The following is a 26226-nucleotide window of genomic DNA, read 5'->3' as shown; positions in this document are numbered from 1 at the left end:
ACGAAGCTCAACGGCTTGAGCCCGATACAATACCGAAGCCAGGCCCTTGCAGCCTAGGCCTTACTAACCAGGTCCAACTATCGGGGACCAGTTCATCTTGCCGCTTTTTTCCGGACGCTCCCTCAGATCTTGCCGCCTTCGCCGCAACGCTCTCGCAGTTGGAGCCGGTCAGGCGCGGCCTATCTGTGCCAAGTGCGGGACCGTTTGAAGAAAACCCGCAGGACGTGAGGAAGGGCCACCGAAAAGCCTGCAGAATCTGCGGGAGCGTTTGGTGATGGCGGGCTGGTGGTCGGGGGCGGTGGTCGGGCCTGCGGTGGCTAGCTCGCCTGGCGGCTCACGGCAGCTGCGGCGGTCCGGACGGCCTCGCGCAGCGGCGTCGTCGGGCGGCCGAGCAGGGCGCTGAGGTCGCCGCTGGTAACGAGGAGGTCGCCGCGGGCGATGCCGAGATCGCTGTCCGCCAGGATGGCTGCGTAGGGCTCCGGCAGTCCGGCCTTCACGAGCACCTGGGTGTACTCGTCCGCGGGCAGATCCGTGTACGTTACCGGCTTGCCCGACGCTGCACTGACTTCCCCGGCCAGCTCACTGAGTGTGAAGGCATCGTCACCGCCCAGCTCGTAGACTTTGCCGGCTTGGTCATCGCGGAGCAGCACAGCCGCTGCCGCCGCCGCGTAGTCGGCCCGGGCGGCGGCGCTTACCCTGCCGTCACCGGCGCTGCCGAGAACGGCGCCGTGCTGAATCTGAACCGGGAGCTGGCCGGTGTAGTTCTCCAGGTACCAGCCGTTCCGGAGCAGGACGAACGGGACCCCTGAGTCCCGCAGGATCTCTTCGGTGGCCAGGTGCTCGGCGGCCAGCTTCATGGCGGTGGTGTCCGCGTTGGCGACGCTGGTATAGGCGACCAGTCCGACGCCGGCGTCCCTGGCCGCTTCGATCGCGTTGCGGTGCTGTTCGATGCGCTGTCCCACCTCGCTGCCGGAGATGAGCAGGACCTTGTCCGCGCCGTCGAACGCCTGCCGCAGCGACTCGGGCTGGCTGTAATCGATGGAGCGGATCTGGACGCCGCGCTGGCCGAGGTCGGCGATCCGGTCCACGGTGCGGCCAGCGGCCACGATCTGCGACGCCGGCAGGCCGCTCTCAAGCAGTGCTTCGACGACGAGGCGGCCGAGCTGGCCGGTGGCTCCGGTGATGACGATTGTCATGATTGGTCCTTTCTGAGGAGACTGTCAGTGGTGCCAACCCAGTGCAGTCCCGGATACTTCCCAAAAGAGAGTACGCACTTTCAGGTAAGGTACTACCATGAAGGTAAGTACCCCAGCCAAAGTCCCCGTGTTTCCCTTCGCTGACGGGATCTTTCCCGCCGGATGCCCCAGCCGGACCGTGCTGGACCATGTGACCAGCAAGTGGGGCGTGCTGCTCCTGGTTGCCCTGTCAGAGGGTCCCCAGCGCTGGAGCGAACTCCGCCGCCGGGCCGAGGGCATCAGCGAGAAAATGCTTGCCCAGACACTGAAGACGCTCGAAGCGGACGGGTTCGTCCGCCGGGACGCCCAGCCCGTCATCCCTCCCCGTGTGGACTACAGCCTGACCGACCGCGGGGAGGAATTGGGCGCCCTGCTGCTGCCCCTCGTCGCCTGGGTGGCCGAGCATGCCGAAGCGATCGTGAACCGTCCGGCGAGCTAGGCCGCAGGCCCAGCCGGGACTGTGGGTCCTGCCATTGCATTTGGGTGGCAATGATCGCCGCCATGGCGTGGTGGCCGGCGGGCGGCGCTATCTCCCCGCCCACGAACCGCACGTGGTCTGAGCGGCCTGTCCACCCCAATCCACACAACAAAAGACGCCCATGTTCCCGGGACACAATCCGCAGGAAACATGGGCGTCTTCCGTTTCATGCCGGAGGAGCCAGGAGCCGGTCAGACCTTGACGGACCCCTTCGGAACAAACAGGGTCTCAGCCTGTTCCAGCGACATGCCGTTCGTCTCCGGCACCTTGTACATGACGAAGAAGAACGAGGCTGCCGCGAAGAGTGCGTACATCGCGTACGTCAGCGGCAGCGAGCCCGCGGCCATCACAGGGAAGCTCAGCGTGATGGCAAAGTTGGCGATCCACTGGGCGGCGGCGGCCAGGCCCAGGGCCCGGGCGCGGATCCGGGCCGGGAAGATCTCGCCCAGCAGCACCCATACCAGCGGTCCCCACGATGCTCCGAAGCTGATCACGAACACGTTCGCGGCCACCAGGGCAACGGGGCCCCAGGCGCCGGGCAGCGTGATGTCGGAACCGGAGCCCCTGGCCGAGGCGAAGGCCAGGGCCATGGCGCCGAGGGAAACGGCCATGCCGATGGAACCGGCCAGCAGGATGGGGCGGCGGCCGATCCGGTCCACGAGGGCGATGGCCACGAGCGTGACCAGGATGTTGGTGATCGACGTGGCCACCGAAATGGTCAGCGAGTCCTTCTCCTGGAAACCCACGGCCTTCCAGAGCGTGGTGGAGTAGTAGAAGATCACGTTGATGCCCACGAACTGCTGCAGGACGGACAGGGTGATGCCGATCCAGACCACAGCCTGCAGCCCGAACGCCTTGCCGCGGAGGGAGCCCTTCCGGCCGGCGAGCTGGTCCTCCTCGATGGCCTCGCGGATTTCGCGCAGGTGGCGGTCAGTGTCCTCATCCGGGGCGATGGAGTCGAAGACCTTGCGGGCCAGGTCCTCCTTGCCTTGGACCACCAGGAAGCGCGGGGACTCCGGCAGCGTGTAGGAAATCACGCCGTAGAGCACGGCCGGAACAGCGGCGGCCAGGAACATCCAGCGCCAGGCCTCGATGCCCAGCCAGAATGCCTGGTGTGCCCCGCCCGCGGAGGTAGCAAACAGGGCGTCGGACAGCAGGGCGGCGAAGATGCCCGTGGTGATGGCCAGCTGCTGCAGCGATGCGAGCCGGCCGCGGACGTGCCGGGGCGAGATTTCGGAGATGTATGCCGGGGCGATGACCGAGGCCAGGCCGATGCCGAGCCCGCCCACCAGACGCCAGAAAATGAGGTCCCAGATGCTGAAGCAGAAGCCGGTTCCAATGGCGCTGACGAGGAACAGCAGCGCCCCAAGCTTCATTGCGGGGATGCGGCCGTAACGGTCCGCCACCTTGCCGGCCATATACGCGCCGGCCGCGCAGCCCAGCAATGCCACCGCCACGGCGAAACCGGTGACGGCCTCACTGAGCGCGAATTCGTCCTTCATGGCATCCACGGCGCCGTTGACCACGGAGGAGTCAAAGCCGAACAGGAAGCCGCCCACGGCGCCGGCAAGCGCCAGCCAGATCACCCGCCTGGGAATCTTGGCGGTTGTCTGCTTGTCGGTGGACATGGTTCTCCCTTGGTTCGGGGGTGGGTGGATGCGGTGCAAACGTCGTCGGCTGCGGAAACCGGCCCTGTCGGCCGGCGCACACGCGCCTAACAGTGTGCCATGTCACCGCGCGCTGATCCACTCCGTAACGGAGGACGACGACGGCGGGCGGTCCCGCCGTCGTCGACCCGTTTGGGGCGGTTTACGGCTGATTTCCGCGGAAAACGAAACGGCAGGCACCTGCGGAAGGTGCCTGCCGTAACGCAGATGTAGAAGGACCGTAAGCCGTGCCTAGTGGGCGCCCGCGGGTTCCTTCACTGCTGCCTTGGGGTCCGTCAGTTTCTTCTTCGGCAGCGCGAAGCTGATGAGGAAGGCGATGCCGGTGAGGACGGCGGCAGTGAGCATGACCGCGTCGATCGACTGGGCAAAACCCTCCGTGATGGGCCGCGTGAGCACGGGGTTCGCGGAGTGCAGCCAGCTGGTGTCGTTGAGGGAATCGTTGCTGGCGCCGTTCTTGAAGAACTCGTATAGCTTGGCGTTGGCGGGGTCGGCGGCGACGGCGGGGTCCTGGAGGACCTTCACGTAGTCGGCGTTCTGCATGGCGTCCTTCATGCCGTTGGCGATCTTGTCCGCGGCCAGGCTGAACAGCATGGAAATGAACACCGCTGTGCCCACCGCGCCGCCCATGGAACGGAAGAACGCGGCCGTGGACGTGCCCACGCCCATGTCCTTGGAGGGCACCGAGACCTGCATGGCGAGGGTGAGCGGCTGCATGCAGAAGCCCAGGCCCAGGCCGAAGAACACCGCAATCAGGCCCGGGACCCAGAGCTCGGTGTCAGCGCCCAGCGACAGACCCATGACGATGGCAGCGGCGGTCAGGATCGCGGTGCCGAGGATCGGGAAAATCCGGAAGGTGCCCGACGACGAGATGGTTCGCCCGGCGGTGATGGAGCCGGTGAGGATGCCGATGGTGAAGGTGATCATCATCAGGCCGGCCTCGGTGGGCGTCAGGCCCTTGACCAGCTGCAGGTACATGGGCAGCATGGCGATGGCGCCGAACATGCCGATGCCGATGATGAAGTTCAGCAGCGAGGACAGCCCGAAGGTGACGTTCCGGAAGAGGCGCAGCGGGATGAGTGCGTAGTCCCCGGCGCGGCGCTCGGCCAGCAGGAACGCGATGATGCCCACAATGCCCAGCCCGATGCACAGCAGGGACGCCGCCGAAGCCCAACCCCAGCTGCGGCCCTGTTCAGCGACCAGGAGCAGCGGCACGATGGCCAGGGTGATGGCTGCGGCGCCCCAGTAGTCGATCCGCTGCTTGACGTGCTTTGCCGGCAGGTGCAGGTAGAGGAACACCACGGCCAGTGCGGCCAGGCCGATGGGCAGGTTGATGAAGAAGACCCAGCGCCAGCCGTCGAAGCCCAGGATGCTCTCCGAACCGGCGAAGGCGCCGCCCACCACCGGGCCGAGGACCGAGGAGATGCCGAACACGGACATGAAGTAGCCCTGGAACTTGGCCCGGTCCTTGAGCGGGACGATGTCGCCGATGATGGTCAGCGCCAGAGCCAGCAGGCCGCCGGCGCCCATGCCCTGGATGCCGCGGGCGATGGCCAGTTCCGTCATCGAGTGCACCGAGCCCGCATACAGCGAGCCGGCCAGGAAGATGATGATCGCCGCGAGGTAGAGCGGACGGCGGCCGAAGATGTCGCTGAGCTTGCCGTACAGCGGCGTGGTGACCGTGGACGTGATCAGGTACGCGGTGGTCGCCCAGGCCTGGAGCGAGAGCCCGTCGAGGTCGTTGGCGATGGTGTAGATGGAGGTGGACACGATGGTCTGGTCCAGCGAGGACAGGAACATACCGAGCATCAGCCCTACCATGACGGTGATGGTCTGCCGCTGCGTCAGGGCCTCTCCGGGCGCGGGTCCGGCGGTAGTTTTGGACATGGCTGCTCCAGGGTCAAGAGAAAGGGGATCGCATTTGATAGTTGCTTTCAGTAACTATGTTACTTCGTGCTTTGTTCCCCGGAGCAACTGAATTTTTTTCCGCGGGCTGCCCTGCGGGCCCGCTGCTTCGGGCGCGCCGAAAGGTGAGACCTCTGCGCTTACGCTGCCCCAAAGCGCCGAGATCTCACCTTTCGAAACTGCCAGCTCAGCGTTCGACGAGGATTCCGTCCGGGTCGCACCAGATCGTGGCGCCGGTGCGGATGGTCACGCCATCGATCAGCAGGTCAACGTCAGTCTCTCCCGCCCCTGCCTTGGCGCTCTTGCGAGGGTTGCTGCCGAGGGCTTTGACGCCGAGGGGGAGTTCGGCGATCGCCTCACGGTCGCGGATGGCACCGTTAATCACGACGCCGGCCCAGCCGTTCTCCACGGCGCTCGCCGCGATCAGGTCCCCCATCAGTGCGGTCCGCAGGGAACCGCCGCCGTCGACAACGAGGACGGCACCGTTTCCGGGTGTGGCCAGGACAGCCTTGACGAGGGCGTTGTCCTCCAGGCAGCGCACGGTCCGGACGGGCCCGCTGAAATGTGTGTGGCCGCCCAGCGACTGGAACTGCAGGGAAATGGAGGTCAGCTCGTCGCCGCGCTCATCGTAGAGGTCGGCGGTGTTGACGGCGGCCGCCTTGACGGGTGTGGCGGCGGAGCGGCTGGCAGGCGAAGCGGTCATTGGTTCTCCTAGGCTCTGGATTCGGGTCCGGCTGTTGATGCCCACGATAGTCTGATTCCATCATCACGATGTTCCAGGGGGAGACCGCAATGAGCCTGTCCGACGTACCCGGTGCTGTGCCCGACCCCGCCATGGTGGGCACCCGGAAGTCCGCCGCGCTCGCTGAACCCGCGGCTCCGGTGAGGTCCCTGTGGATCACGGGCGTGGTGCTGGTGAACCTCGGCATCAACGCAGCGTTTTTCGGCCCAATCCAGGTACTCCTCGGACAGCAGGCGGAACATTTCGATCCCGGGCAGAAGGAAGCCATCCTCGCCCTCGTCACCGGTGCCGGGGCAGCCGTGTCGCTGGTGGCCAATCCGCTCTTTGGTGCCTTCAGCGACCGCACGGCGTCCCGGTTCGGCCGGCGCGTGCCGTGGGTGCTGGCCGGCGCCGTGCTCGGCGCGGCCGCACTGGTGGCCCTGGCCGGAGCGCCGAACGTCGCAGTCATGACGCTGCTCTGGTGCCTCGTGCAGGCCGGCTGCAACGGCGCCTACGCCGCAATCACCGCGGCCGTTCCCGACCGGGTGCCCGTCCCGCAGCGCGCCACCGTGGGCGGACTGGCGGCCATGGGGCAGACGGCCGGGATCCTGGTGGGTGCGGTGATTGCCGCCGTCGTCAGCGGAAACTTCGTGCTCGGCTACCTTTTTTGTGCCGCGGCCCTCGTGGCGGGCGTCGTGATGTACCTGGTCAAGAGCGATGACGACCCCCTCCCGGCCGGGGCTGCCCCGCCGATGAACTGGGCGGGTTTCCTGCTCGGGTTCATGAGGCCGCTGCGGCACCCCGACTTCGCCTGGGCCTGGATCACCCGGCTGCTGGTCAATATCGGCAACCACATGGTCACCCTGTACCTGCTGTTCTTCCTGGCGGACGCCGTGCACCTGAAGGAGACCACGGGCCTCGAACCCGCCTTCGGCGTCCTGGTGCTGACCGGTCTCTACGCCGTGTTCGTAATCATCACCAGCGTGTTGGGCGGCAGGCTCAGTGACAGGATGGGCAAGCGCAAGCCGCTGGTGATCGCCTCATCCGTGATCATTGCACTGGCGTCACTGATCCTGGCCTTCGCCCCCACCTGGGTGGGCGGCATCGTGGGTGCGAGCGTTCTGGGGATCGGGTTTGGCGCCTACCTCGCGGTGGACTTCGCGCTCATCACCCAGGTGCTCCCCAGCGCTGCCGACAGGGGCAAGGACCTTGGCGTCATCAATATCGCCAACTCGCTGCCGCAGGTCATCGCTCCCGCGCTGGCGTGGCCGTTCGTCACGCTCTGGGGCGGCTACGTGTCCCTTTACGTAGCCGCCGCCGTCATCGGCCTGCTGGGTGCCGTATTCGTGGTGAAGATCAAGGGCGTCGACTAGAGGTCCCGGCATCCCGATTGACACCCGCTGATCGCGCCCGGCCGGTTAAAAAACGGCCGTGAAGCCGCCCCAGCCGGTGCCGACCACGGCCTTCCCCTTGAACTCTGAGCTGTGGTCCAAGCCATGCGTGGAAACATACCGCCCGTTGCCGTAGTACATGGTGAGGGCCCCGGCGCCGTTCAGTCCCCAGATGTCTTCGTCGCCGTCGCCGTTGAAATCGCCGGCGGCATCGAACCGGCGCACGCCGCCCCAGCCCTGTCCGATCTGGAAGTGGAAGGCCGGTGCGTCGAGAGCAAACTGCCCCTTACCGTTGCCAGGGAAGAGCCGCAGGTAACCGAAGCTGTCACGGCCTATGACGTCAACCTCATTGGAGCCCGAGAACTTCGCTGAGGCCGCGATCGGGTTGATCTCGCCCCAGCCGGTGTCGATGACGGACTTGGGCAGCCAGCCGCCCCTGCCGTTGCCCGGATACAGCCAGATCCGGTTTGCGGTGTCACGGGCGATGATGTCGTTGTTGCCGTCCCCGTTGAAGTCGCCGGGCGCAATGAGGTCCTTGAATCCGCCCCACCCGACGCCGATCTGGGTCTTCTTCAGCCAGCCGCCCTTGCCATTGCCCGGGTAAAGGAACAGCCTTCCGGACCGGTCCCTGGCCATCACGTCATTATTGAGGTCGCCGTTGAAGTCACCGGTGGCCATCAGTTTCTCGAACCCGTTCCAGCCGACGCCGACCTTCTGGCGCGGCAGCCAGCTGCCCTTTCCGTTGGTGGGGTACAGATACAGATTGCCTGCGGCATCCCGGGCGAAGAAGTCCGTGGTGCCGTCAGCGTTGAATCCGCGTGCTTTGGGCTTGTTGGCGACGACAGTGCGGAGTTTTCCGGTCACCCTGATTTTGCTGACGGCGTCATAGGCCACGGTCAGGTCGACCGTGATGGTTTTGCCTTTATCGACTGGTGCCAGGATGTAGCTTCCCCGGGTTGCCCCCGGGATGGGGACTCCGTTCCGTTTCCAGATATATGAGTAGGTCGGGCTGCCCCCTGGCGGGGAAACGCTTGAGGAACCCGGAACCGCGCGTATGGTGCCGCCGATTGAGGAGTCGCCCGCGATTTCCGGCGGGTATGTCTGCACCTGCCGCGGAGTGGGCGGGGCTGCAGCAATGGCCACGGCACCTGTTGTGACGGTGGCCGGCAGATAACCGGGCGCGCGTGCGGTGACGCGCACCGAAATCTTGGTTCCTGCCGGCAAGGCGCCGACGTGGTACTCGGTGGACGTCGCGCCGGGAATGGCGACTCCGTTGCGCAGCCACTGGAAGCTGTGGGTCACGGCCGTGGTTGCATCCCACTGTCCATAGTTGACCGACCACTGTGTTGCTGCCAAAGGAGCGCCGCCCGCGATGCGCGGCAGCGCCGTGTTGTGCATGGTCTTGATGACCCGGGCCGGATTGCTGATGCTGACGGCGCCGTTCGAAAGTGGTGCAATCGCTTCCGTTGACGTTGGCGCGTTGCTCGGAATCCGTGAGATCTGGCCGGAACGGTAATAGTGAGTGACCCCGCGTCCTCCCAGATAGATGACGCGCACGTAATCTATCTCGTACCGTCCGTCTGTCCAGTCCTCAGTAACGGGCGCCGTCGCAGCCGCGCTGAGTGGGCCGGGGGAAGTGGTGCCGTGCCACTCCAGTACCCGCTGCGAAGTGTCCACCGTGTTTGCGTAGACCAGCAGAACTTCCTTGGCGCCCTGGGTGAGCTGGAAATCTACGCTGGCGGTCTGTCCCGGAGTAGGCGATGCGTTGGAGGCTGCAGCGAGGAACGTTAGCCGGGGATCCTGAAACACGAGCCCTGGGTTGGACATTTGGAAGTCGCGCTGCGTCAGGGAACCCAAGGAAGGCGGGACTGTCATGGCCGGAGAGGTGCTGCCGTCGCTTCTGTACAGCTGGTCAGTCCCCGAAACGAGGTCAAGGCCCACATACGTGACCCGGACGGGACCGCTTGGCCAGGCATCGGCCACAGCCACGATGGAAGCGGTGCCGGAAAGGCTGCCCTCTGCGGACGCCCACTTGGCAGTCTGCTGCCCGGCCACATCCTGTAGCCCGACAAAGACACCCTTAACCGGCACCGACGTGGTGAAGCTGAAGCTGACCGTGCCGCCGGCCTCCAGCACTGCCGGCGATGTCCGCTCGAAGGACAGCAGCACAGGTTCATCAGCAGCCGCGGCAGGCAGCGCAGGAACCAGCAGAAGAGCCACCAGGGCTAGCGAGCATCAGCCCCAGGCCTTGGCGCAGCCGCAGGGCCGGCAGCACCCACAGACGTTCCGACGGCAAGGAATGGACAGCAGAAAGAGACCCCAAATTTCCCCCAATTAGACCGGGACCGAAGCGGCCGGACAAGACCAGTGAGATGAGACTACTCTGCGGTACGGACATTCGGGTGCATGGCCGCCGGGATCTGTCCATGGTCCGGGCTGCCCAGGCCATCCCCGGAGGCGACAGCTGCGTGCCGTATAGTTGGGTGCGAATTGCGGGCAGGGCCAGGATGGGGACACCTTGCCTCAGGGACCCAACTTCCGGACTGATGATGCCTGACTCTTTTCCTGATCTTCCGCCCATGGCCGCCCCGCCTACACTTCCCCGGCAGCAGCGACGCTATAACCGCATCCTCGAGGTCGCTGCAGGCTTCGCGCGAAAAGGCCTCAAGTCCGTAACCCTCTCCGAGGTTGCCGCCCAGGCCAACGTTCCCCTCGGCACCCTGTACCGCTACTTTCCCTCGGCCACCCATCTGATGCTGGCCCTTTACCGGCACCAGCTCGGCGAGCTCGGCGCGGGAACGGGGCCGGGCGCCGTCCGCATCCATGCGCTCGCCGGTGTGGCGATGGAGATCTTCCACATGCGCGTCATGCAGCCCGCCGTGGAACAGTGCCTCAGCCAGGGCGTGTACGTCAAGGACCGGGACACCACCGGCCTGCTGCGGGAGATCGACTCGATGACGGAACGGGCCGTCACCTCTGTCTGCGGGGACGCGGCCGTCGCCAGGGTCCTGCTGCTGACGGTAGCCGGTCTAGTCCAGTCGGTTCGCTGCCGGCGGCTTTCCCTGATCGAGGCCGAGGAGAACCTGAAGAAGGCCTGCTCCCTGCTCATGTCGGCGACCCGGCTGGCGCGGAGTTCTGCGTAACCGGTCTAGACCGGTAAGTCACAAAAGGCGCGGAAGACGGTGAAATAGCCCACAACCGGGCCCAAAATCTGCTTTTGTTTGTCAAACCGGCCGGAACTGGTGCCGGGTGGGCCTTTGTCCTGTCTAACATGGCAGGAGCGGAGTGGCCAGCACCCAGCAGCTCCACGGGCTTTCTGACGGGACCCGCCATCCTTGGGCCGTCAGCGGAAGCGCGTTTCTGACCATCTTGAGCCTCGAATGCTTGAGCCATACTGTGCCGTGCGCCCACGGCTAGCACTAGGAGACAACGACGTGTCCACTGAAACTATCGCTCCGAATGACACCAGCGCAGCCGCAGAGCTGACTGACCAGGAAATTTTTGCTGCCCACGAGGGCGGCAAGCTGTCCATTGCCAGCACCGTTCCCCTCAGCAACAAGCGTGACCTTTCCATCGCCTACACGCCTGGCGTTGCCCAGGTCAGCCGCGCCATCCACGCTGACCCGGAACTCGCCAAGAGCCACACCTGGGCCCAGCGCCTCGTGGCCGTCGTCAGCGACGGCACGGCCGTCCTCGGCCTCGGAAACATCGGCGCCAGCGCCTCGCTGCCCGTCATGGAGGGCAAGTCCGCCCTCTTCAAGGCTTTTGGCGAGCTGGACTCCATCCCGCTGGTCCTCAACACCACCGATGTCGATGAGATCGTGGAGACCCTGGTCCGGCTGCGCCCCAGCTTCGGTGCCGTCAACCTCGAGGACATCGCCGCGCCGCGCTGCTTCGAGCTGGAAGAAAAGCTCATCGAAGCCCTCGACTGCCCCGTCATGCACGATGACCAGCACGGCACCGCCGTCGTGGTCCTCGCCGCGCTGACCGGAGCCGCCAAGGTCACCGGCCGCGGGCTCGAGGAACTCCGCGTGGTGATCTCCGGCGCCGGCGCCGCGGGCATCGCCATCGCGGAAATCCTCCTCACCGCGGGCATCGATGACGTGGTGCTGCTGGATTCGCGCGGCGTGATCAACTCCGAGCGGGCGGACATCGCAGCCGACCCCGCCAGCAAGAAGGCCCAGATGGCGCAGCGCAGCAACCCGCGCGGCATCTCGGGTGGCCCCGGGGAAGCCCTGCTGGGCGCGGACGTCTTCGTTGGCGTTTCCTCCTCCAAGCTGGCCGAGGAGCACCTGAAGCTGATGAACCACAGCTCCATCGTCTTCGCCCTGTCCAACCCGGACCCCGAAGTCCTGCCCGAGGTCGCCTCCAAGTACGCCGCGGTGGTGGCCACCGGCCGCAGCGACTTCCCCAACCAGATCAACAACGTCCTGGCGTTCCCCGGCATCTTCCGCGGCGCCCTGGACGCCGGTGCGCGCCGCATCACCCCCGCGATGAAGGTCGCTGCGGCCCGCGCTATTGCCGAACTGGCCGATGATAAGCTGTCCGCGTCCTACATTGTGCCCAGCCCGCTGGACCCGCGCGTTGCCCCGGCCGTCACGGCCGCGGTTGCGGCGGCAGTCGAGGCTGAAGCCAACTGAGGCCGGGGCCGGCTTGGGCCGGCTGAAGCGCCAGCCGGAAACGGCTGACCGGAGCAGGGCTGACTGGAGCCCGACGGCGGCGCCTCCTTGCCGGGAGGCGCCGCCGTCGTCGTTCCCGGTGCGGTCCGCGCTCCGCGGACCAAAGCCACGCCGCCCGGACCCTAGACTGGGGGCATGAACGCCCAAACCCTCGTGACCGTCCTCTGCGGCCTGGCTATCCTGGTTGGTGTTGCCGGCACCGTCATTCCGGTCCTGCCGGGCAGTTTCCTGATTGGCCTGAGCCTGCTGGCGTGGGCAATCTGGGGTGGTGAGGGCGTGACCGGCTGGGTGGTTTTCGCCGTGGGGATGGTGTTTGTGCTGGCAGGCATGGCGGCCAGCGCGGTCCTCGCCGGCCGCAAGCTGAAGCAACATCGGATTCCCAACCGGAGCGTCGCCGTCGGGGTGGCGCTGGGCATTGCCGGCATGTTCGTCATTCCCGTCGTGGGCCTGTTCGTGGGCTTCGCCGCCGGGCTGCTGCTCAGCGAAATCCAGCGCACGCGCAACTTCCGGGCAGCGCTGACCTCCAGTTGGGCGGCCCTGAAGGCTACGGGGCTGGGCATGCTAGTGGAGTTCGGCCTGGCCTGCCTCGCGGCCAGCACCTGGGTGGTGGGCGTGTGGGTGGGCGCCGCTTCGGCGTAGTTCCGGCCCGCCGTTAGCATGGAGGAATGAGCGCGGGGCAGTTTTCAGGACCGATCTACCGCGACACGCGCGACCTCACGCCCTTCGGCGGCGGCATAATCCGCACGCCGGTACGCGAAATAGCCGAGGGCATGGGCGGGCTGATCCACGGCGTGCTCGGGGGAGGGGACTCCCGGATCAGCGTGGACGGCGGCGTTCCGCGGCTCAAGCTGCTGCCCGGAAAAGCTGCCCGGACCGTATACGACGCCATCTTCTCCAACACCGACCCCAACCGGCTCATCGCCGCCGGCCGCGCCTATCCCGGCTGGGCCGGGCTCTGCTGCGTGATGGCCGGGCTGCTCGCCTACAAGCAGGGCGGTTACCTGCGGGCCGCGGAGCTCCTCCAGCGCGGTCTCTCCATAAGGAACGACGACGAGGCCAACCAGTTCGCCGCCAGTTACCTCACGCGCGTGGTCACCCGGGTGGAGGTGGCCGAACGCGTTGTAGTGCCGGTGTTGTTCAGCGAGGAGTCGGTATTCCTTGCGCTCTCGCACTCGCTCCGGGAGACGGGCCAGACCGAGGCGGCTTTTGAAACGCTGGTCAGGCTGCCGCCGTCGTTGCCCACCGCACTGGCCAGATGCGCACTCGCTGCCGCCCTGGGCAGGGACCAGGAGGTGGTGGTCTGGACGGAGGGCCTGCTGAACGCGGACGACCTCTCCGCTGCGCTGCTCCTGGTGCGGGCGCGCTCCCTCCGCCGGCTCGGCGCGTACAGCCAGGCCCAGCAGGCACTCAAGGAAGTCCTGCGGCGGCAGAAGACCAGCCTGTCGCTGCGCAACGACGCCCTCACCGACCGTGCCCTGATGCTCCTGGACAACGGACGGAAGTCCCTCAACCCGCGGGACTGGCAGCGCGGACGGCAGGCGGAGCTCGAAACGTTCGAGGTCATCCGCAAGGACATCGAGGCACGCCGGGCGTGGGAGCAGAAATGGAAGCAGTTCGGCGGCGACTGACGCGGCCGGCTCTTGTGGGCGGTACGCGGCCGGGATACAACGGAGCCATGACTGACGCAATCAGGCAGTGGATGGACAAGTACGTCGCGGCGTGGACCACGAACGATCCCGAGGATATCGGGGCGCTCTTCACGGAGGAGGCCGTGTACGCCACGCGGCCCTACGACCCCGATCCTTGGCGCGGCAGGGCACAGATAATTGAGCGCTGGATCGACTCTGCCGACCAGCCCGGGGACTGGAGGTTCGAATGGTCCCTGCTCGGGTCCGACGGCGACCTCGCGTTCGTGCAGGGCCGCACCACGTACCTTGATGACCGCCCGAGCTACGAGAACCTGTGGGTGATCCGGCTCGATTCCGACGGGCGCGCCTCGAGCTTCACTGAGTGGTTCATGGAGCAGAAGGTCTGAGCCAGCCGCTTCGGCCTCTAGGCAAACCGGGCATGGGCTGGAAGCAGCTGCTCGGAGAGAAGCGCGGCGCCCAGGACCACCATGATGATGCCGCTGGCCAGCGTGACCCTGCGGGCTGCGTCTGGCCGCGACTGGAGCAGTTTCCGCGACAGCAGCGCCACGCAGGTGTACACGAGGGCCGCCAGCAGCACGAAGGTCAGCCCCAGCAGGCCGGACTGCAGCGGCACCGGGAACGGAGCATCGGCGCTGACGAACTGCGGCACTAGGGCCAGGAAGAACAGCAGCCCCTTGGGATTGATGCCGCTGGTCCCCATGCCCTGCAGGAAGGACCGGAGCTGGTTCTGCCCCGGATTTCCGACCGCGGCCGCGGCGGTGAAGCTGGCACCCCGCCATGATCTGATGGTGACCGTTCCCAGCCAGAGCAGGTAGACGGAGCCGGCCACCGTGATCCAACCCAGCAGGCCCGGCATGCTGGCCAGGACGGCGGCGAGCCCGGCCACCATGAGGAGCGTGTGCAGGACATATCCGCTGCACAGCCCCGCGACGGCGGGGACAAAGCTGCGGCGACCGAGGCCGGCCGTGATGGAGTAGGCCCAGTCCACCCCCGGGGTGCAGGCGAGGGCGGCTGCGACCACGACGAAGGCGAGAAAAAGCTGAGGATTCATGGCGGGCTCCTGCGTGTTTGGCTGTAAGAAAAGCCTAGGCAAAACGACCCCGGAGGTGCTCTCAAATTTCGCGCGGATCGCGGCCGCAGGAGTAAGATTCTTGCGTGATTGACCATGTCGACAGAAGTATTTTGCGCCACCTCAAAGAGGACGGCAGAATGACTGCCACGGCGCTGGCCGCGAAGGTGGGGCTGACCGTGGCGCCCTGCCACCGCCGGCTCCGCGACCTCGAGCAGTCCGGCGTGATCCGCGGCTATAAAGCGGACATTGACCCGGCCGCCGTCGGGCTTGGCTTTGAGGCGATAGTCTTCGTAACCCTCCGCCAGGTGGACCGCACCACCATGGAGATCTTCGAGAACCGGGTGGCGGAGAACCCGAACATCGTGGAGGCGCAGCGTCTGTTCGGCTCCCCGGATTACCTGCTCAAGGTGATCGCGGCGGACCTGCCCTCCTACCAGCGCTTCTACGACAGCGAGCTGACAGTGCTGCCCGGGGTCGAACGGCTGACCTCAACCCTGGTGATGAAGAACCTGAAATCCAACGCAGGCCCGCCCGTCTGACCTCCCCTTCAGGCGGCGCCGGCCTTCGAAACGCGCGAACGAACACTTGGGGCCCCCGATCCGCGTGGATCAGGGGCCCTAGTGTTCGTTCGCGCTGGACTGACTCCCGTGCTCAGCGGGGGTTTAGCACGACGTTCTGGAAGGTGCCCTTCCCGCTGCCGGTGTGGAGCCAGAGCGCCCCGTCGGCCGACACGGAAACGACGTTCGGGTTGCCGGTGCCCGCGAAGCGGCCCACGCTGGCGAAGGTGGTGAAGGCGTTCCAGCCGGTGCCAAGCTGCGTGCGGGCGAGGAAGCCAGAGGCGCCGCTGCCGGGGTAGAGCCAGAGTGTGCCGTCCGACGCGCGGGCCATCAGGTCGGCCTTTCCGTCACCGTTGAAGTCATTGCCCGCAACAACCTGGCTGAAGCCGGCCCAGCCGGAACCGATCTGCTTCCGGGCCAGGAAGGCGCCCGCCCCGTTGCCGGGGTAGAGCCATAGCCTGCCGTCCGGCTCCTGGGCGATGATGTCCGTTTTTCCGTCGCCGGAGAAGTCGCCGGGGGCGATGATCCGGGCGAAGGCCTGCCATCCCGTACCGATCTTTTTCGGTGCCTGGAAGAGTCCCGTTCCGTTGGTGGGGTAGAGCCAGAGTGAGCCATCGGGTTTCCGGGCCAGGAGGTCAGGGCCGCCGGCGCCATTGAAGTTTCCGGCGGAGACCACCTGGTCGAAGACCTGCCAGCCGGTGCCCAGCTGCCGGGACGTGCGGAATCCGCCCGAGCCGTTGCCGGAATAGAGGCGCAGGACGCCCTGGGCCGTGCGGGCCAGGATGTCAGGCTTGCCGTCGCCGTCGTAGTCGCCGGCTTCCCAGACCTGGCTGAAACCGGCCCAACCGGTGCCGATCTTCAGTTTGGTCGCGAAGCCGCCGACGCCGTTGCCCGCGTATGCGGTGATGGCCCCGCTGGTGCTGGCTGACAGAATGTCCGTGAGTCCGTCGGAGGTGAAGTCCTGGCCGGCGATCAGCTCCGTGCTGGCCCATCCGGTGGCCAGCGTCCGGCGTGCCAGGAAGCCGCCGGTTCCGTTGCCCGGGTACAGGTAGACGGTTCCGGTGCTGGAGCGGGCAAGCAGGCCGGGGCCCGTGGCGAGTCCTCCCGCTGCGGTGACAGCGGTGAAACCCTGCCAGCCGGAGCCGACCTGTTTGGCCGCCAGGAAACCGCCGGTTCCATTGCCGGGGTACAGCCACAGGGTCCCGTCGGCGCGCATGGCCAGCAGGTCGGCCCGCTTGTCGCCGGTGAAATCACCGGGTGCGATGATGCGCTTGAAGCCCTCCCAGCCGGAGCCGATCTGCTGGCGCGCCAGGAAGCCGCCGGTGCCGCTGCCCGGGTACAGCCACAGTGCCCCGTTGGACGTCCGGGCGATGAGGTCCGTCTTCCCGTCCCCGTTGAAGTCGCCGTTGCCGAGGACCATGTTGAAGATGTTCCAGCCCGTTCCGATCTTTAAGGCGGTTCCGAGTTTGTTTCCGCCCAGACCCGGGAACAGCAGGAGCGAACCGTCGGCTTCGCGGGAGACCATGTCCGGACGTCCGTCGCCGTTGAAGTCGCCGGCAGAGAACTGGATCTTGATGCGGAGGGCGAGATCGGCGTCGATGGTGACGGTGGCCGAGGTTGCCGTGACGGCGTTGATGGTGACCCGGGTTCCCGCATGGGTGATGAACGTCCTGCCGGCCTGCCAGGTGTGGTTGGTGCCGTAGTACCCGCTGAACGGAATAGTGGAGGGCATCAGCGCCAGCGAGGAGGAGGGGGTGGCGCCGCCCCTCTGGACCACCTTCACGCCGCGGTTGCCCGCTGGCCCGCTGGCCAGGTAGGCGTCGTAGCCGGCAGGCTGCCGGAGCTCCAGGTAATAGACCTCCTTGCTGACCGGATCGGTGAACTTCACCGCGCGGTAGGCCAGCTTCGTGTCGCCCCAGGGCTTCAGCGTATAGCTCTTCACACCGGTTGCCACGCCAAGGTCGCGGATGTCAGTGGCCGTGCCCAGGCCCTTGGCGTCCCAGAACGGCGAGCTGATCACCGGCATGTTGTAGCTGGACAGCCCCATCAGGTCGGTGCTGTCGCCGTACTCGCGGATATAACAGGAGGAGTCGCTGAACTGGCCGGTGCTCGTGGTGCCCACGTCGGATACACCGCTGCTGCACTGCAGGGCGTCGGCGTGCATGGACCCCAGGACGTGCCCGAACTCGTGCGCGATCACGCTGTTGGTGAAGCCGCTGATCTGCGGCATCAGAACCCGTCCGCTGTTGCCGGTGCTGCTGTAGCCGGCACCAAGGGCGCCGCCGGAAAGCGTGGCGCTGGGAACGAAGACCACCAGCGCCTTGTTGGCGCCGTAGGTCCATTTCAGCTCGGTGGTGATCTTGTTGATCATGTCGTAGTAGGAGTCCGTCGACCTGGCTGTCTTGGACGCCCAGGTGGCGCGTTCGGTCACAGTCATGGAGATGCGGCCGCCGGACATGGCCTTCCAGTAGTTGCTGGAGGCCGTCACGGCCGCTTCGGCCTGGGCCATCGGAACAACGGCCCTGTTGTCCACCAGCGTGGCAACGACGACCTTGACTGTGAGGGCCGCGGCGGCGGTTCCGCCTGCTTCGGTCTGGAGGGCCAGTCCGGCAGGCGGCCCGTCCGCCGGCACACCGGGCGCGGTTTCGTATCCGTGGTGATGCTGTTCCGAACCGGACTCAACCGGCAGTGACGTGCCGTTGCCGGCAGGATCTGTGGCTGCTGTTGCGGTGGCGGGAAGCGAGACGAGGCCCGCGGCGAAAACCAGCAAACCGGTGATCGACGCGATTGAACGGGAAAGAGAGCGCATTGAGTTCCTTATTGAGACCGACCCCCCGGCGGAGACCCTGAGTGAACAAATGCACCCGCTGCGTGCCCAGCGCTGCGGCAGATGCTGAATCAGGTTACAGTCGCCACCGCAGGACAGCCGCCGGAATATCCGCAGTTTTCCCCAATGATTTGCGCAATATCGGAGCGGCGCTCCTGGTCGCCGGAGTCAGTGCTCTAGCAGCCCCGTGGTGCGGTAGGGAATCACCTCGCGCAGGAACATGCTGGTGGACGTCCGCACGATTCCCGGGCACAGCCGGATCTCCTCGGAAACCCGGTACAGGTCATCAGGGCTTGTGGCCACCACCCGGATCAGCAGGTCCGTGTCGCCGGCCGGGGCGTGGCACTCCAGCACCTCGGGGATCTCGCGCAGCGCGGCGATGGCCTCGTTGAGGTGGCTCTGATCCAGTTCGGCGCTGACGGCGGCGGCAACGCCCCGGCCCAAGGCTGCAGGCAGCACGCGGCTGCTGTTGGGCCGAAGGGCCCCCGACGCCGTCATCCGCTCCAGACGCGACTGTACAGTGCCGCGTGCCAGGCCCAACTTCTGGGCCAGAACCATGATGGGCAGCCGGGGATCCTCGTCCAGGGCGGCAAGGATCCGCCGGTCCGTTGCGTCGAGCTGCTGCAATCTGATCACTCCCTGACTGGTTTGCGGGCGCAGGAGTGGTCAGATTGACCAGTCCGGACCATGCCCGTTGCGCCTACTGTAGGTGTTCTGCTCAGATAGTGGCAACGCAGGCGACGGTTACCCCCAACGCCCAGCAGGCTACAGGCTTCCGGCACACCACCCGGCCCCCTGGACCACGCTTCCCGCAAGGAGGCAGCCGCTGATTGACACTTGTTCACGCATTCGTCTTTCCGCAAGAAGTGCCTCGATTCTCCGTCACGGAGTCCCGTCCGGAGCAGGCACGGCAAGAGCCCCTGAGCCACCGATTCCCGGCCAACGCCCGGAGCGCGCGGTAGCTGAGGGGCTCTTGTGGTGTTCGGCATAGGCTGGAGGGCATGACTCGTGCTGGCCGCTTCGCCCCCAGCCCGTCCGGTGAGCTGCACGTGGGAAATCTCCGGACGGCAATCCTGGCCTGGCTTTTTGCCCGTTCCACCGGACGCCGGTTCCTGCTGCGCGTCGAGGACCTCGACCGCGCGCGGGCAGGGGCTGAAGCCGATCAGCTGCGGGACCTGGCCGCCGTCGGAGTGACCTGGGACGGTGCGGTGGTGCGCCAGACGGACCGCGAACCGCTGTACACGGCGGCCATCGGAGAACTGGCGGCGGCCGGGCTGACGTATGAATGCTTCTGCACCCGCCGGGAGATCCAGGAGGCACCCTCCGCGCCGCACGCGCCCCAGGGGGCTTATCCAGGAACGTGCAGGAGGTTGCCGTCAGCGGAGCTGGAGTTCAAACGGTCCACCCGCCCGGCGGCCATCCGGCTGCGTTCCTCCGTGGCCGAGTGGACGGTCCAGGACGTGCTGCACGGGCCGTTCACTGGAGTAGTGGATGATTTTGTCCTGCGCCGGAACGACGGCGTGAGCGCGTACAACCTGGCCGTGGTCGTGGATGATGCCGAGCAGGGTATAGACCAGGTGGTGCGGGGAGACGACCTCCTCCCGTCCACGCCCCGGCAGGCATATCTGGCCTCGTTGCTGAATATGCCCGTTCCGGAATATGCTCACGTGCCGCTGGTGGTGAATACCGACGGCGCACGGCTGGCCAAGCGGGACGGGGCGGTCACCCTGGCTGACCTGGCCGCCGTCGGACTTTCCGCACAAGCGGTGCAGCGGACGATTCTGGAGTCGCTCGGCCTGCCGGGCGAATCCCTGGAAGCTGCCCTTCAGGGGTTTTCGCCCGGGAGCCTGCCCGGCGAGCCGTGGGTGTGGCCCGGGACGTAGGGGCCGGCGCGCGTCAGGCGGTCCTGGGCCGTTGTTCCAGCTTCTCCAGTGCCGAGTGGAGCAGGTCCGTGCTCCGGCGTTCATCGATGACGATCGAGGCCCCGAGCGCGGCAACAATGATGAGCAGGCAGACGGGAACCGAGACGCCCGCCGCCGCCAGCGCCACGGTTCCGGCGAGGACGCACACCACTCCGGTGGTGACGGCGATGAGGACCCGGTCGAGGCACGTCATGACGCTGAAGAGCGCCGTGAGCGAGACCTTGAACAGAGCCACAGGAACGGCAATGCTGGCGACGGCCACGGCGGCGCTGATGTGCGCTGCATGGTCGATGAAATACGCGGCAACGTGAAGGCCCGCCCCGGTGGCGGCAATCGCGGCGAAGACGGGGATGTGGCCGTAGCCGAAGAAGTAGGAACGGTGACGCTGCAGGTGCAGGGCCCGGCCGGCAGGCAGGATGAAGTAGATCCACCACATGCCGAAGGCCAGCCCGGCGCCGCCGAAACCCACCAGGGCGGCATCAACCGACCAGCCATGGTTCGCCACGATGGCCCGGAGCGTCTCGACGGCGCCGATCAGGCATTCACCGAGCGCGATGATGGCCAGCAGGCCGTAGCGTTCGGCGATGTGGTGGGCGTGCCAGGGGGTGGTTGCGTTCCGCTCGGCCGCATACGGGGTGGCCAGTTCCAGGACATACAGCGGCGCAATCATGAGGAACGTGGTGAGCACGTCCGCGTTGATGAACAGCACCGCGATCCACCCCAGCTGAACCACTGCCAGGTAACCCGCGTAGCGCATGCATGTCTTCCTCCGGGCCGGGTCCTGCCGTGCGGCCCGCAGCCATTGCGAGACCAGGGCCAGCCGCATGATGATGTAGCCGGCCACGATGACGGTGTTCTCCACATGCTTGCCCTCCACGAGGGAGTGGAACATGGGCTCGATTCCCATCGCCAGGATCAGGACGCCCACCAGCTGGACCATGGTGACCACCCGGAACACCCAGTCGTCGGTGTCATAGGCGCTGGCGAACCAGGTGAAGTTGATCCAGGCCCAGATCACGGCAAACATCGCGAAGGAAAAGCCGAGCAGCCCGGCGCCGAAGTGTCCCTCGGCGATCTCATGGGCGAACTGGCTGCCGGCCACCCCAAAGGCGATCACGAAGGTCAGGTCGAAGAAGAGCTCCAGTGGGGTGGCGGTCCGGTGGGGCTGGTGCGGATCCCGGCCGCCCATGCGGGCAACGGCGTGCCGAAGTGGATTTGAGGGCATGAATCAAACAGTAGCGCGTCTTCGTACCCGCCAAAGCAGGGCGATGTATGCCAGGTCGAACACACTGCACAATGCTCCTAGCCCAAGGATCAGGGGCGAGTTCCCAAGTCCGCCGTAGACAATGGTGGGGGCGAGCGTGCCGATCCATTTGGCCACGGCGATGACGAGCGACTGGCCACGGCCGCCTCCGCGCGAGACGAACATCGCGATGAACAGCCCGGACATCAGCAGGTTCTGCAGGAACGCGGCGTACTTGGTGGCGTCGTCCCAGCCGAATTCCGCCACGAACAGCAACTGCACCGCGAACGACGTGACGCCTAGCAGGACGGCCCAGGCCAGGAAGAGCGGCTTCGTGACCCAGGACGGCAGCTCGGCGCGCCCGAACCTGAGGAAGGTGTAGACGATGAGGACGTCCGCCAGGCCCCACACGATGTTGAAAACACCCTGCGCCGATATTCCTGTGGCCACGGACCGCGCGGCGTAGATGGCTTCCCAGGCGAAGTTGAGCGCCAGGGCTGCTCCCGGAATGGCGTAGGTGCGCTCCCGGAAGCCCAGCCGGATCGCCTCGGCGTACACGACGGTCCAGGCCACTCCGCTGACGATCGTGAGAAACAGGATCACGGCTTTTCCTTCCCGTGGCCATTTCGATGGAAGCCTGCCCAGCTAGACGCTAGCCCACGTCTAGTGTGCGGGGAACCGTCGAGATGGCGGCGGGGCAGAGCTACACGCGGCCCAGGGCGTCGATGTCCTCCAGGAACTCCTGGTGCACCTCGTCGCTGACGGTGGTGCGGGTGTCCGCGATGGCGTCGAGGTAGTCCTGGGTGGTGGGACCCTTCCGGATTGCCTCGCGGACGGACACACCGCCACCGGAGGCCAGCACGCCCTCGTTGCCATTGCCGAATACAGATTTTTCCAGCGCCCGCTGGGAGGCGCTGCGGGCGGCAAACTCGATGTCTGCGGGGGAGAAGCCCTCGGTGCGCTCCACGAGCTGCACCACGTCAACGTCGTCCACCACCGCGGCGGGGATGAAGCGCTGCCACATGGCTTCGCGGGCCTGCCGGTCGGGGAGGCCGATGGGGATCACGTAGTCGAACCGGCCGTGCCGCAGGAATGCAGAATCGAGCGCGCGGATGAAGTTGGTGGCGCAGACCAGGAGGCGGCCGGGCTGTTCGCGGAAGGCCGGGATGATCTTGAGCAGTTCGTTGGTGACGCCCTGCAGCGGCGACGGCGGGTCCCCGGCGCGCTGGGAGGCGATCTCCTCCACTTCGTCGATGAAGACGACGGCGTGCTCGAGTTCCGAGATCTCCAGGAACGTCTCCCGCAGTGCGCCGGCCAGGCCCTTGGGGTCGGAGGCAAGCCGGGAGGGGAAGACTTCCACGAACGGCCACTCCAGCCGGGAGGCGATGGCCTTGGCGAAGGTGGTCTTGCCGGTGCCGGGCGGCCCGAACAGCACCACCGCCCGCGGCGGCACCACGCCGAACTCGTCGGCGAGGTCGGCCTCGGCCAGCGGCAGGACCAGTCGGCGCTCCAGGAGCTCCTTCTCCCGGCGCATGCCGGCTACGTTCTCCCACAGGTCCCGGGCCAGGATGCGGCCGCCGAGCAGGCCCAGGGGCTCGAGCTCCTGCCGCTGCACGGGGATGGTGCGTTCGAAGTAGCGCAGGTTTTTCTTGAGCACGAAGCCACGGCTCAGGAAGGCCTCCACCCGGGTCTCCGACTCGGGCATCAGCGCCGAAAGCTTATTGAGTCCATGGGGTGCCATTCGGTTTTCGACGGCGGCCAGCAGGGAGGTGCCGATGCCTCGGCCGCGGAACTCGGGCAGTGTGGCCAGGAAGACGACCCAGCCCTGGTCATGTGCTGCACGGCCGACGGCGGCGCCCACCACCTGGTCGCCGAGGACAGCCACCACGGCGTGGTCCTTTTCGCAGGATGCGAGCACTTCAGAGAGCGCGTAGACGGGCTCGACATTGGTGGCCTTTAGCGATTCCCAGAGGTGCAGGATGCCGTCAAGGTCCGCGGAGTGGAAGTCCCGGATCCGCCAGTTGGTCATGAGGTAATCTCCCGTGGTTCGACGTTGAGCCAGTGCTGCGCTGCTCAGCCGAGCATAGGCGATGGCGCGCCGGCATGGGGTTGCAGGTGCGTTGCGTTACGCGGGTAGGTCAGCTCTTGGCCGCGTCCACGGATGTGTCTTTGGCCTGGGCGCGCTTGCGGAAATGGTGGGCGCGCTCGTGGTCGTCCTTGGTGTGCACCACGAGGACGGGGCATTCGGCATGCGCTACGCAGGCTGAGCTGACCGATCCCAGGTGGAGTCCCAGGAAGCCGCCGTGGCCCCTGCGTCCCACCACCAGCATCGCCGCTCCGGCGCCGGCCTCCACCAGCTTCTCCGGCGCCGGGCCGCGCACCAGCTCACTGGTCAGCGTCTCCGGGACGTCCGGCCCGAACGCCTTCTCGATGGACTCGGCCAGCACCTTGGCGGCGGTGGTCTCGAACGCCTCGAAATCCGGAGGAATGTACCCGGCATACATTTCCGGGAAGTGCCAGCAGCCCACGGCATGGACGCGGGCGCCCAGGCCCGGTGCCAGCCGCGCCGCCAGACGGAGGGCCTCCACCGAGGAGTCCGAGCCGTCCACGCCCACAACCACTTTGCCTTCGCCATCCATCGTTGTTCTCCTTAGCTACTGGACTTTGTTACCTGGACTTGCAACGTCGGCCGGATCTTTGGCCACGGACAAGACGGTCACCGCCGCTGCAGCGGCTGCATCTGCAAGGCAACGCCGGCGGCCGCGGCGTCCCGGAAGCGGGCATCGATCTGGACCACGTCCCGCCCCGCCCGCTGCAGCAGGCTGGCCGCGACGCCGGCACGGTAGCCGGTGGCGCAGTGGACCCAGAGGCACCCCTCGGGCAGTTCGCCCAGGCGGTCCAGCAGTTCGTGCAGCGGCACGTTGACGGCGCCGGCCACGTGGGAGGCGGCAAACTCGTCCGGGCGCCGGACGTCCAGTACGGGGTCGCCGTCGGGCTTTTCATGAACGACGGCGGGCCAGCCCGCCCGGGGATAGGAGGCGACGGGAACTCCCGGCGCGAGTTCGCCGGGTTCCATTCCCACCGCGGCATCGGGGCGGTCGATGCCGATGCGGGACAGGTCCCGGATGGCGTTTTGCAGATCCTCGCGGCCGCCGACGAGCGTCAGCTTCTCGCCCCACGGCAGGACCCAGCCCAGATAGGAGCTGAAGCTTGTCCCCGAGCCGTATTCAAAGCTGACCGTGCCCTGCAGGTGGTTGCTGGCGAACAGCACACGGTGACGCAGGTCCACCACCCACTCGCCCCTCGCCAGCCGCTCTGTCAGTTCTCCTGCGCCGAGGGACTCCGGCAGGCTCAGGTCCGCAGGCTCGGGGCCGGTCATGTTGATGGGGGCCATATGGGCGTAATAGGAAGGGAAAGCGGAGAGGTTGGCCATGAGTTCGGCCGCGAAGTGCTCGGGATCCGGGTCCGCCAGGGCATGGTTGGCTTCCCGCTGCTCCGCGATGGTTGACGCCTCCGCGCGCGTGGTGGGCCCGATCGAGCAGAACGAGCCAAACCCGTGCGTGGGATAGAGCGCAGCATCCGGTCCGGCCTCGTCGGCGAGCCGGTGGACGGACGCGTACTGCTCCCGCGTCAGCCCGGCGGTGTGTCCGGGGCCGAGGAGATCGGTTCGGCCCACGGAGCCGAAGAGCAGGCTGCCGCCGGAAAACACCGCCCGGGCCAGTCCGTCCGTGACGATGTAGGACAGGTGCGTGTGGGTGTGACCCGGAGTTGCCACCGCGCGGAGCGTGAGCGCGCCGATCCCTACGGTTTGGCCGTCCTCAACCGGCTCGCGCTCGTAGGCCACCTGGTCCGCGGCGTTGATCAGGTATTTGGCGCCGTGCGCGCGGGCGAGGATCAGGCCGCCGGTGAGGTAGTCGTTGTGGACGTGGGTCTCGGCCACGTGGGTGATCTGCACCCCGGCTTTCCGGGCGGCCTCCTCGATGCGGTCCGTGTCCCGCTGGGCATCGACCACCAGCGCCACGCGGCCGTCGTGGACCAAGTAGCTGCGGTCCCCGAGTTGCGGGGTTTCGATGACAACGACGTCCATTGGCCCGGCCCTTCGACGCACCGCACTTCAACCCACCGGGGAAGAGCCGCCAACCGCAGGCCTCGCCCGGATGCCTCCATGGTAGGCCGATTAGGGGCAGAAGGAGCCTGCCGAACGTGAGTGCAGGGCATTTCTGCGTTGCGGCAGGTAAGCAAGACGGCACCCCGGTCGGCAAACTGGCCGGGGTGCCGCAGCTGGGTCCTCTGGTGCCTCAGACCCTGAGCGGAACGGGGTGCACCTCATCTGCGCGGTGCCCCGCGCGCTCGTGAATGCGCTGCACAGCCTCGGCTGAAGGTGCTTCCGAGAGGCAGTAGACGAGTCCTGACTCGGGGTCCGCCCAGGCCGACTTGAAGTCGACCTTTTCTTCGTCCTGAATGGCAAGATCGGCGTTGTGGGCTGCCAGCAGATCCTCCTTCGTAATCCCTTTCATGTTGCGATGGACGTCCATGAATTCCGGCATGATGACTCTCCCTTGTGCTGCTTGTGAATCGATGTCGAGCCCGGGGATGCGGCTGAGATTAGACCTGCCCTCACCCGGCGTCAATAGGAGTTGGGAATGTCTCCGCTGCTTAAGCGCGAACGGACACTTGGGACCCCGGACGTGGGGCCTCAAGTGTCCGTTCGCGCTCAGTGGGCGCTGTTGTTGCGGAGGAGGAGTGCTGGCGGGTTAGATCCGGTCCGCGGCGCCCGGGCCGGGGCGGTTGGCGACGACGGGGGACATGCCGGTGAATCCTTCGCGGGCTTCGGCGATCTCGTGGATTCGTTTGCGGCAGGCGTACCAGCCGGCGGTCATGAG

Annotated in this window: 23 protein-coding genes; 9 read left to right on the top strand and 14 right to left on the bottom strand. The window is 66.7% G+C overall.

What is annotated here, in order from left to right:
- Window positions 1-317 precede the first annotated feature (317 nt).
- Complete coding sequence (locus AC5RWD_RS22000; RefSeq protein WP_494022050.1) at window positions 318-1196, bottom strand: SDR family oxidoreductase; 879 nt, start codon at window positions 1194-1196, stop codon at window positions 318-320.
- Between the two features lie 97 nt (window positions 1197-1293).
- Between AC5RWD_RS22000 and AC5RWD_RS21995 the strand changes: the two genes are divergently transcribed.
- Window positions 1294-1674 carry a winged helix-turn-helix transcriptional regulator gene (locus AC5RWD_RS21995; protein ID WP_494022049.1) on the top strand — a complete coding sequence of 127 codons (381 nt, stop codon included), beginning with the start codon at window positions 1294-1296 and terminating at the stop codon, window positions 1672-1674.
- Between the two features lie 230 nt (window positions 1675-1904).
- Here the strand turns inward: AC5RWD_RS21995 and AC5RWD_RS21990 are convergent, their stop codons facing one another.
- The 3 genes from AC5RWD_RS21990 to rraA all read right to left on the bottom strand — a co-directional run bounded on the left by AC5RWD_RS21990 (window position 1905) and on the right by rraA (window position 5985).
- Window positions 1905-3341, bottom strand: a complete 1437-nt coding sequence (locus AC5RWD_RS21990) for a sugar porter family MFS transporter (RefSeq protein WP_494022048.1) — start codon at window positions 3339-3341, stop codon at window positions 1905-1907.
- Between the two features lie 270 nt (window positions 3342-3611).
- A complete protein-coding gene (locus AC5RWD_RS21985; protein ID WP_494022047.1) occupies window positions 3612-5264 on the bottom strand; it encodes an MDR family MFS transporter in 1653 nt (550 codons plus the stop codon).
- A gap of 205 nt (window positions 5265-5469) precedes the next feature.
- Window positions 5470-5985 (bottom strand): ribonuclease E activity regulator RraA, encoded by a 516-nt coding sequence (gene rraA, locus AC5RWD_RS21980; protein WP_494022046.1) that lies wholly within the window; start codon window positions 5983-5985, stop codon window positions 5470-5472.
- An 89-nt stretch (window positions 5986-6074) separates the two neighbouring features.
- Between rraA and AC5RWD_RS21975 the strand changes: the two genes are divergently transcribed.
- Window positions 6075-7376, top strand: a complete 1302-nt coding sequence (locus AC5RWD_RS21975; protein ID WP_494022045.1) for an MFS transporter — start codon at window positions 6075-6077, stop codon at window positions 7374-7376.
- Window positions 7377-7421: 45 nt separating this feature from the next.
- Here the strand turns inward: AC5RWD_RS21975 and AC5RWD_RS21970 are convergent, their stop codons facing one another.
- A complete protein-coding gene (locus AC5RWD_RS21970; RefSeq protein WP_494022044.1) occupies window positions 7422-9614 on the bottom strand; it encodes an FG-GAP-like repeat-containing protein in 2193 nt (730 codons plus the stop codon).
- Window positions 9615-9973: 359 nt separating this feature from the next.
- Here AC5RWD_RS21970 and AC5RWD_RS21965 point away from each other — a divergent pair, with 359 nt between their 5' ends.
- The 5 genes from AC5RWD_RS21965 to AC5RWD_RS21945 all read left to right on the top strand — a co-directional run bounded on the left by AC5RWD_RS21965 (window position 9974) and on the right by AC5RWD_RS21945 (window position 14108).
- Window positions 9974-10537 carry a TetR/AcrR family transcriptional regulator gene (locus AC5RWD_RS21965; protein WP_494022043.1) on the top strand — a complete coding sequence of 188 codons (564 nt, stop codon included), beginning with the start codon at window positions 9974-9976 and terminating at the stop codon, window positions 10535-10537.
- 291 nt (window positions 10538-10828) lie between these two features.
- Complete coding sequence (locus AC5RWD_RS21960) at window positions 10829-12034, top strand: NAD(P)-dependent malic enzyme (protein ID WP_494022042.1); 1206 nt, start codon at window positions 10829-10831, stop codon at window positions 12032-12034.
- 174 nt (window positions 12035-12208) lie between these two features.
- The gene (locus tag AC5RWD_RS21955; RefSeq protein WP_494022041.1) at window positions 12209-12712 is read left to right on the top strand and encodes a DUF456 domain-containing protein; all 504 of its coding nucleotides are present in this window, start codon (window positions 12209-12211) and stop codon (window positions 12710-12712) included.
- Window positions 12713-12738: 26 nt separating this feature from the next.
- A complete protein-coding gene (locus AC5RWD_RS21950; protein ID WP_494022040.1) occupies window positions 12739-13701 on the top strand; it encodes a hypothetical protein in 963 nt (320 codons plus the stop codon).
- A 47-nt stretch (window positions 13702-13748) separates the two neighbouring features.
- Window positions 13749-14108 (top strand): nuclear transport factor 2 family protein, encoded by a 360-nt coding sequence (locus tag AC5RWD_RS21945; RefSeq protein ID WP_314196343.1) that lies wholly within the window; start codon window positions 13749-13751, stop codon window positions 14106-14108.
- A 17-nt stretch (window positions 14109-14125) separates the two neighbouring features.
- On the opposite strand, the gene AC5RWD_RS21940 is transcribed toward AC5RWD_RS21945, so the two are convergent.
- A complete protein-coding gene (locus AC5RWD_RS21940; protein WP_494022039.1) occupies window positions 14126-14773 on the bottom strand; it encodes a LysE family translocator in 648 nt (215 codons plus the stop codon).
- Between the two features lie 104 nt (window positions 14774-14877).
- Between AC5RWD_RS21940 and AC5RWD_RS21935 the strand changes: the two genes are divergently transcribed.
- Window positions 14878-15333, top strand: coding sequence for an Lrp/AsnC family transcriptional regulator (locus AC5RWD_RS21935; protein WP_494022038.1), 456 nt, complete (start codon window positions 14878-14880; stop codon window positions 15331-15333).
- 112 nt (window positions 15334-15445) lie between these two features.
- On the opposite strand, the gene AC5RWD_RS21930 is transcribed toward AC5RWD_RS21935, so the two are convergent.
- Window positions 15446-18160, bottom strand: coding sequence for an FG-GAP-like repeat-containing protein (locus AC5RWD_RS21930; RefSeq protein WP_494022037.1), 2715 nt, complete (start codon window positions 18158-18160; stop codon window positions 15446-15448).
- Between the two features lie 186 nt (window positions 18161-18346).
- A complete protein-coding gene (locus tag AC5RWD_RS21925; protein ID WP_494022051.1) occupies window positions 18347-18805 on the bottom strand; it encodes an Lrp/AsnC family transcriptional regulator in 459 nt (152 codons plus the stop codon).
- A gap of 374 nt (window positions 18806-19179) precedes the next feature.
- Between AC5RWD_RS21925 and gluQRS the strand changes: the two genes are divergently transcribed.
- Window positions 19180-20061, top strand: a complete 882-nt coding sequence (gluQRS, locus tag AC5RWD_RS21920) for a tRNA glutamyl-Q(34) synthetase GluQRS (RefSeq protein ID WP_494022036.1) — start codon at window positions 19180-19182, stop codon at window positions 20059-20061.
- Between the two features lie 13 nt (window positions 20062-20074).
- On the opposite strand, the gene AC5RWD_RS21915 is transcribed toward gluQRS, so the two are convergent.
- The 6 genes from AC5RWD_RS21915 to AC5RWD_RS21890 all read right to left on the bottom strand — a co-directional run bounded on the left by AC5RWD_RS21915 (window position 20075) and on the right by AC5RWD_RS21890 (window position 25890).
- The gene (locus AC5RWD_RS21915; RefSeq protein ID WP_494022035.1) at window positions 20075-21325 is read right to left on the bottom strand and encodes a low temperature requirement protein A; all 1251 of its coding nucleotides are present in this window, start codon (window positions 21323-21325) and stop codon (window positions 20075-20077) included.
- Between the two features lie 3 nt (window positions 21326-21328).
- The gene (locus AC5RWD_RS21910) at window positions 21329-21946 is read right to left on the bottom strand and encodes a transmembrane-type terpene cyclase (protein WP_494022034.1); all 618 of its coding nucleotides are present in this window, start codon (window positions 21944-21946) and stop codon (window positions 21329-21331) included.
- 100 nt (window positions 21947-22046) lie between these two features.
- Window positions 22047-23372: an ATP-binding protein gene (locus AC5RWD_RS21905; protein WP_494022033.1), complete on the bottom strand. Its 1326-nt coding sequence runs from the start codon at window positions 23370-23372 to the stop codon at window positions 22047-22049.
- Between the two features lie 109 nt (window positions 23373-23481).
- Window positions 23482-23982: a universal stress protein gene (locus AC5RWD_RS21900; protein ID WP_494022032.1), complete on the bottom strand. Its 501-nt coding sequence runs from the start codon at window positions 23980-23982 to the stop codon at window positions 23482-23484.
- A gap of 77 nt (window positions 23983-24059) precedes the next feature.
- A complete protein-coding gene (locus AC5RWD_RS21895) occupies window positions 24060-25430 on the bottom strand; it encodes an MBL fold metallo-hydrolase (protein ID WP_494022031.1) in 1371 nt (456 codons plus the stop codon).
- A gap of 211 nt (window positions 25431-25641) precedes the next feature.
- On the bottom strand, window positions 25642-25890 hold the full coding sequence (locus AC5RWD_RS21890) for an SCO4226 family nickel-binding protein (RefSeq protein ID WP_494022030.1): 249 nt from the start codon (window positions 25888-25890) through the stop codon (window positions 25642-25644).
- Window positions 25891-26226: the final 336 nt, after the last annotated feature.

This window comes from Arthrobacter sp. CMU6, from assembly GCF_059090205.1.
Note: the sequence above shows the minus strand (reverse complement) of the source record. Positions and strands in the feature narration are given on the sequence as shown.

Coding starts and splice junctions, on each gene's coding strand:
- AC5RWD_RS21995 (WP_494022049.1), top strand. CDS start 1,294: ATGAAGGTAAGTACCCCAGCCAAAGTCCCCGTGTTTCCCTTCGCTGAC.
- rraA (WP_494022046.1), bottom strand. CDS start 5,985: ATGACCGCTTCGCCTGCCAGCCGCTCCGCCGCCACACCCGTCAAGGCG.
- AC5RWD_RS21890 (WP_494022030.1), bottom strand. CDS start 25,890: ATGCCGGAATTCATGGACGTCCATCGCAACATGAAAGGGATTACGAAG.
- AC5RWD_RS21945 (WP_314196343.1), top strand. CDS start 13,749: ATGACTGACGCAATCAGGCAGTGGATGGACAAGTACGTCGCGGCGTGG.
- AC5RWD_RS21930 (WP_494022037.1), bottom strand. CDS start 18,160: ATGCGCTCTCTTTCCCGTTCAATCGCGTCGATCACCGGTTTGCTGGTT.
- AC5RWD_RS21990 (WP_494022048.1), bottom strand. CDS start 3,341: ATGTCCACCGACAAGCAGACAACCGCCAAGATTCCCAGGCGGGTGATC.
- AC5RWD_RS21895 (WP_494022031.1), bottom strand. CDS start 25,430: ATGGACGTCGTTGTCATCGAAACCCCGCAACTCGGGGACCGCAGCTAC.
- AC5RWD_RS21965 (WP_494022043.1), top strand. CDS start 9,974: ATGGCCGCCCCGCCTACACTTCCCCGGCAGCAGCGACGCTATAACCGC.
- AC5RWD_RS21950 (WP_494022040.1), top strand. CDS start 12,739: ATGAGCGCGGGGCAGTTTTCAGGACCGATCTACCGCGACACGCGCGAC.
- gluQRS (WP_494022036.1), top strand. CDS start 19,180: ATGACTCGTGCTGGCCGCTTCGCCCCCAGCCCGTCCGGTGAGCTGCAC.
- AC5RWD_RS21905 (WP_494022033.1), bottom strand. CDS start 23,372: ATGACCAACTGGCGGATCCGGGACTTCCACTCCGCGGACCTTGACGGC.
- AC5RWD_RS21975 (WP_494022045.1), top strand. CDS start 6,075: ATGAGCCTGTCCGACGTACCCGGTGCTGTGCCCGACCCCGCCATGGTG.
- AC5RWD_RS21955 (WP_494022041.1), top strand. CDS start 12,209: ATGAACGCCCAAACCCTCGTGACCGTCCTCTGCGGCCTGGCTATCCTG.
- AC5RWD_RS21940 (WP_494022039.1), bottom strand. CDS start 14,773: ATGAATCCTCAGCTTTTTCTCGCCTTCGTCGTGGTCGCAGCCGCCCTC.
- AC5RWD_RS21915 (WP_494022035.1), bottom strand. CDS start 21,325: ATGCCCTCAAATCCACTTCGGCACGCCGTTGCCCGCATGGGCGGCCGG.
- AC5RWD_RS22000 (WP_494022050.1), bottom strand. CDS start 1,196: ATGACAATCGTCATCACCGGAGCCACCGGCCAGCTCGGCCGCCTCGTC.
- AC5RWD_RS21985 (WP_494022047.1), bottom strand. CDS start 5,264: ATGTCCAAAACTACCGCCGGACCCGCGCCCGGAGAGGCCCTGACGCAG.
- AC5RWD_RS21900 (WP_494022032.1), bottom strand. CDS start 23,982: ATGGATGGCGAAGGCAAAGTGGTTGTGGGCGTGGACGGCTCGGACTCC.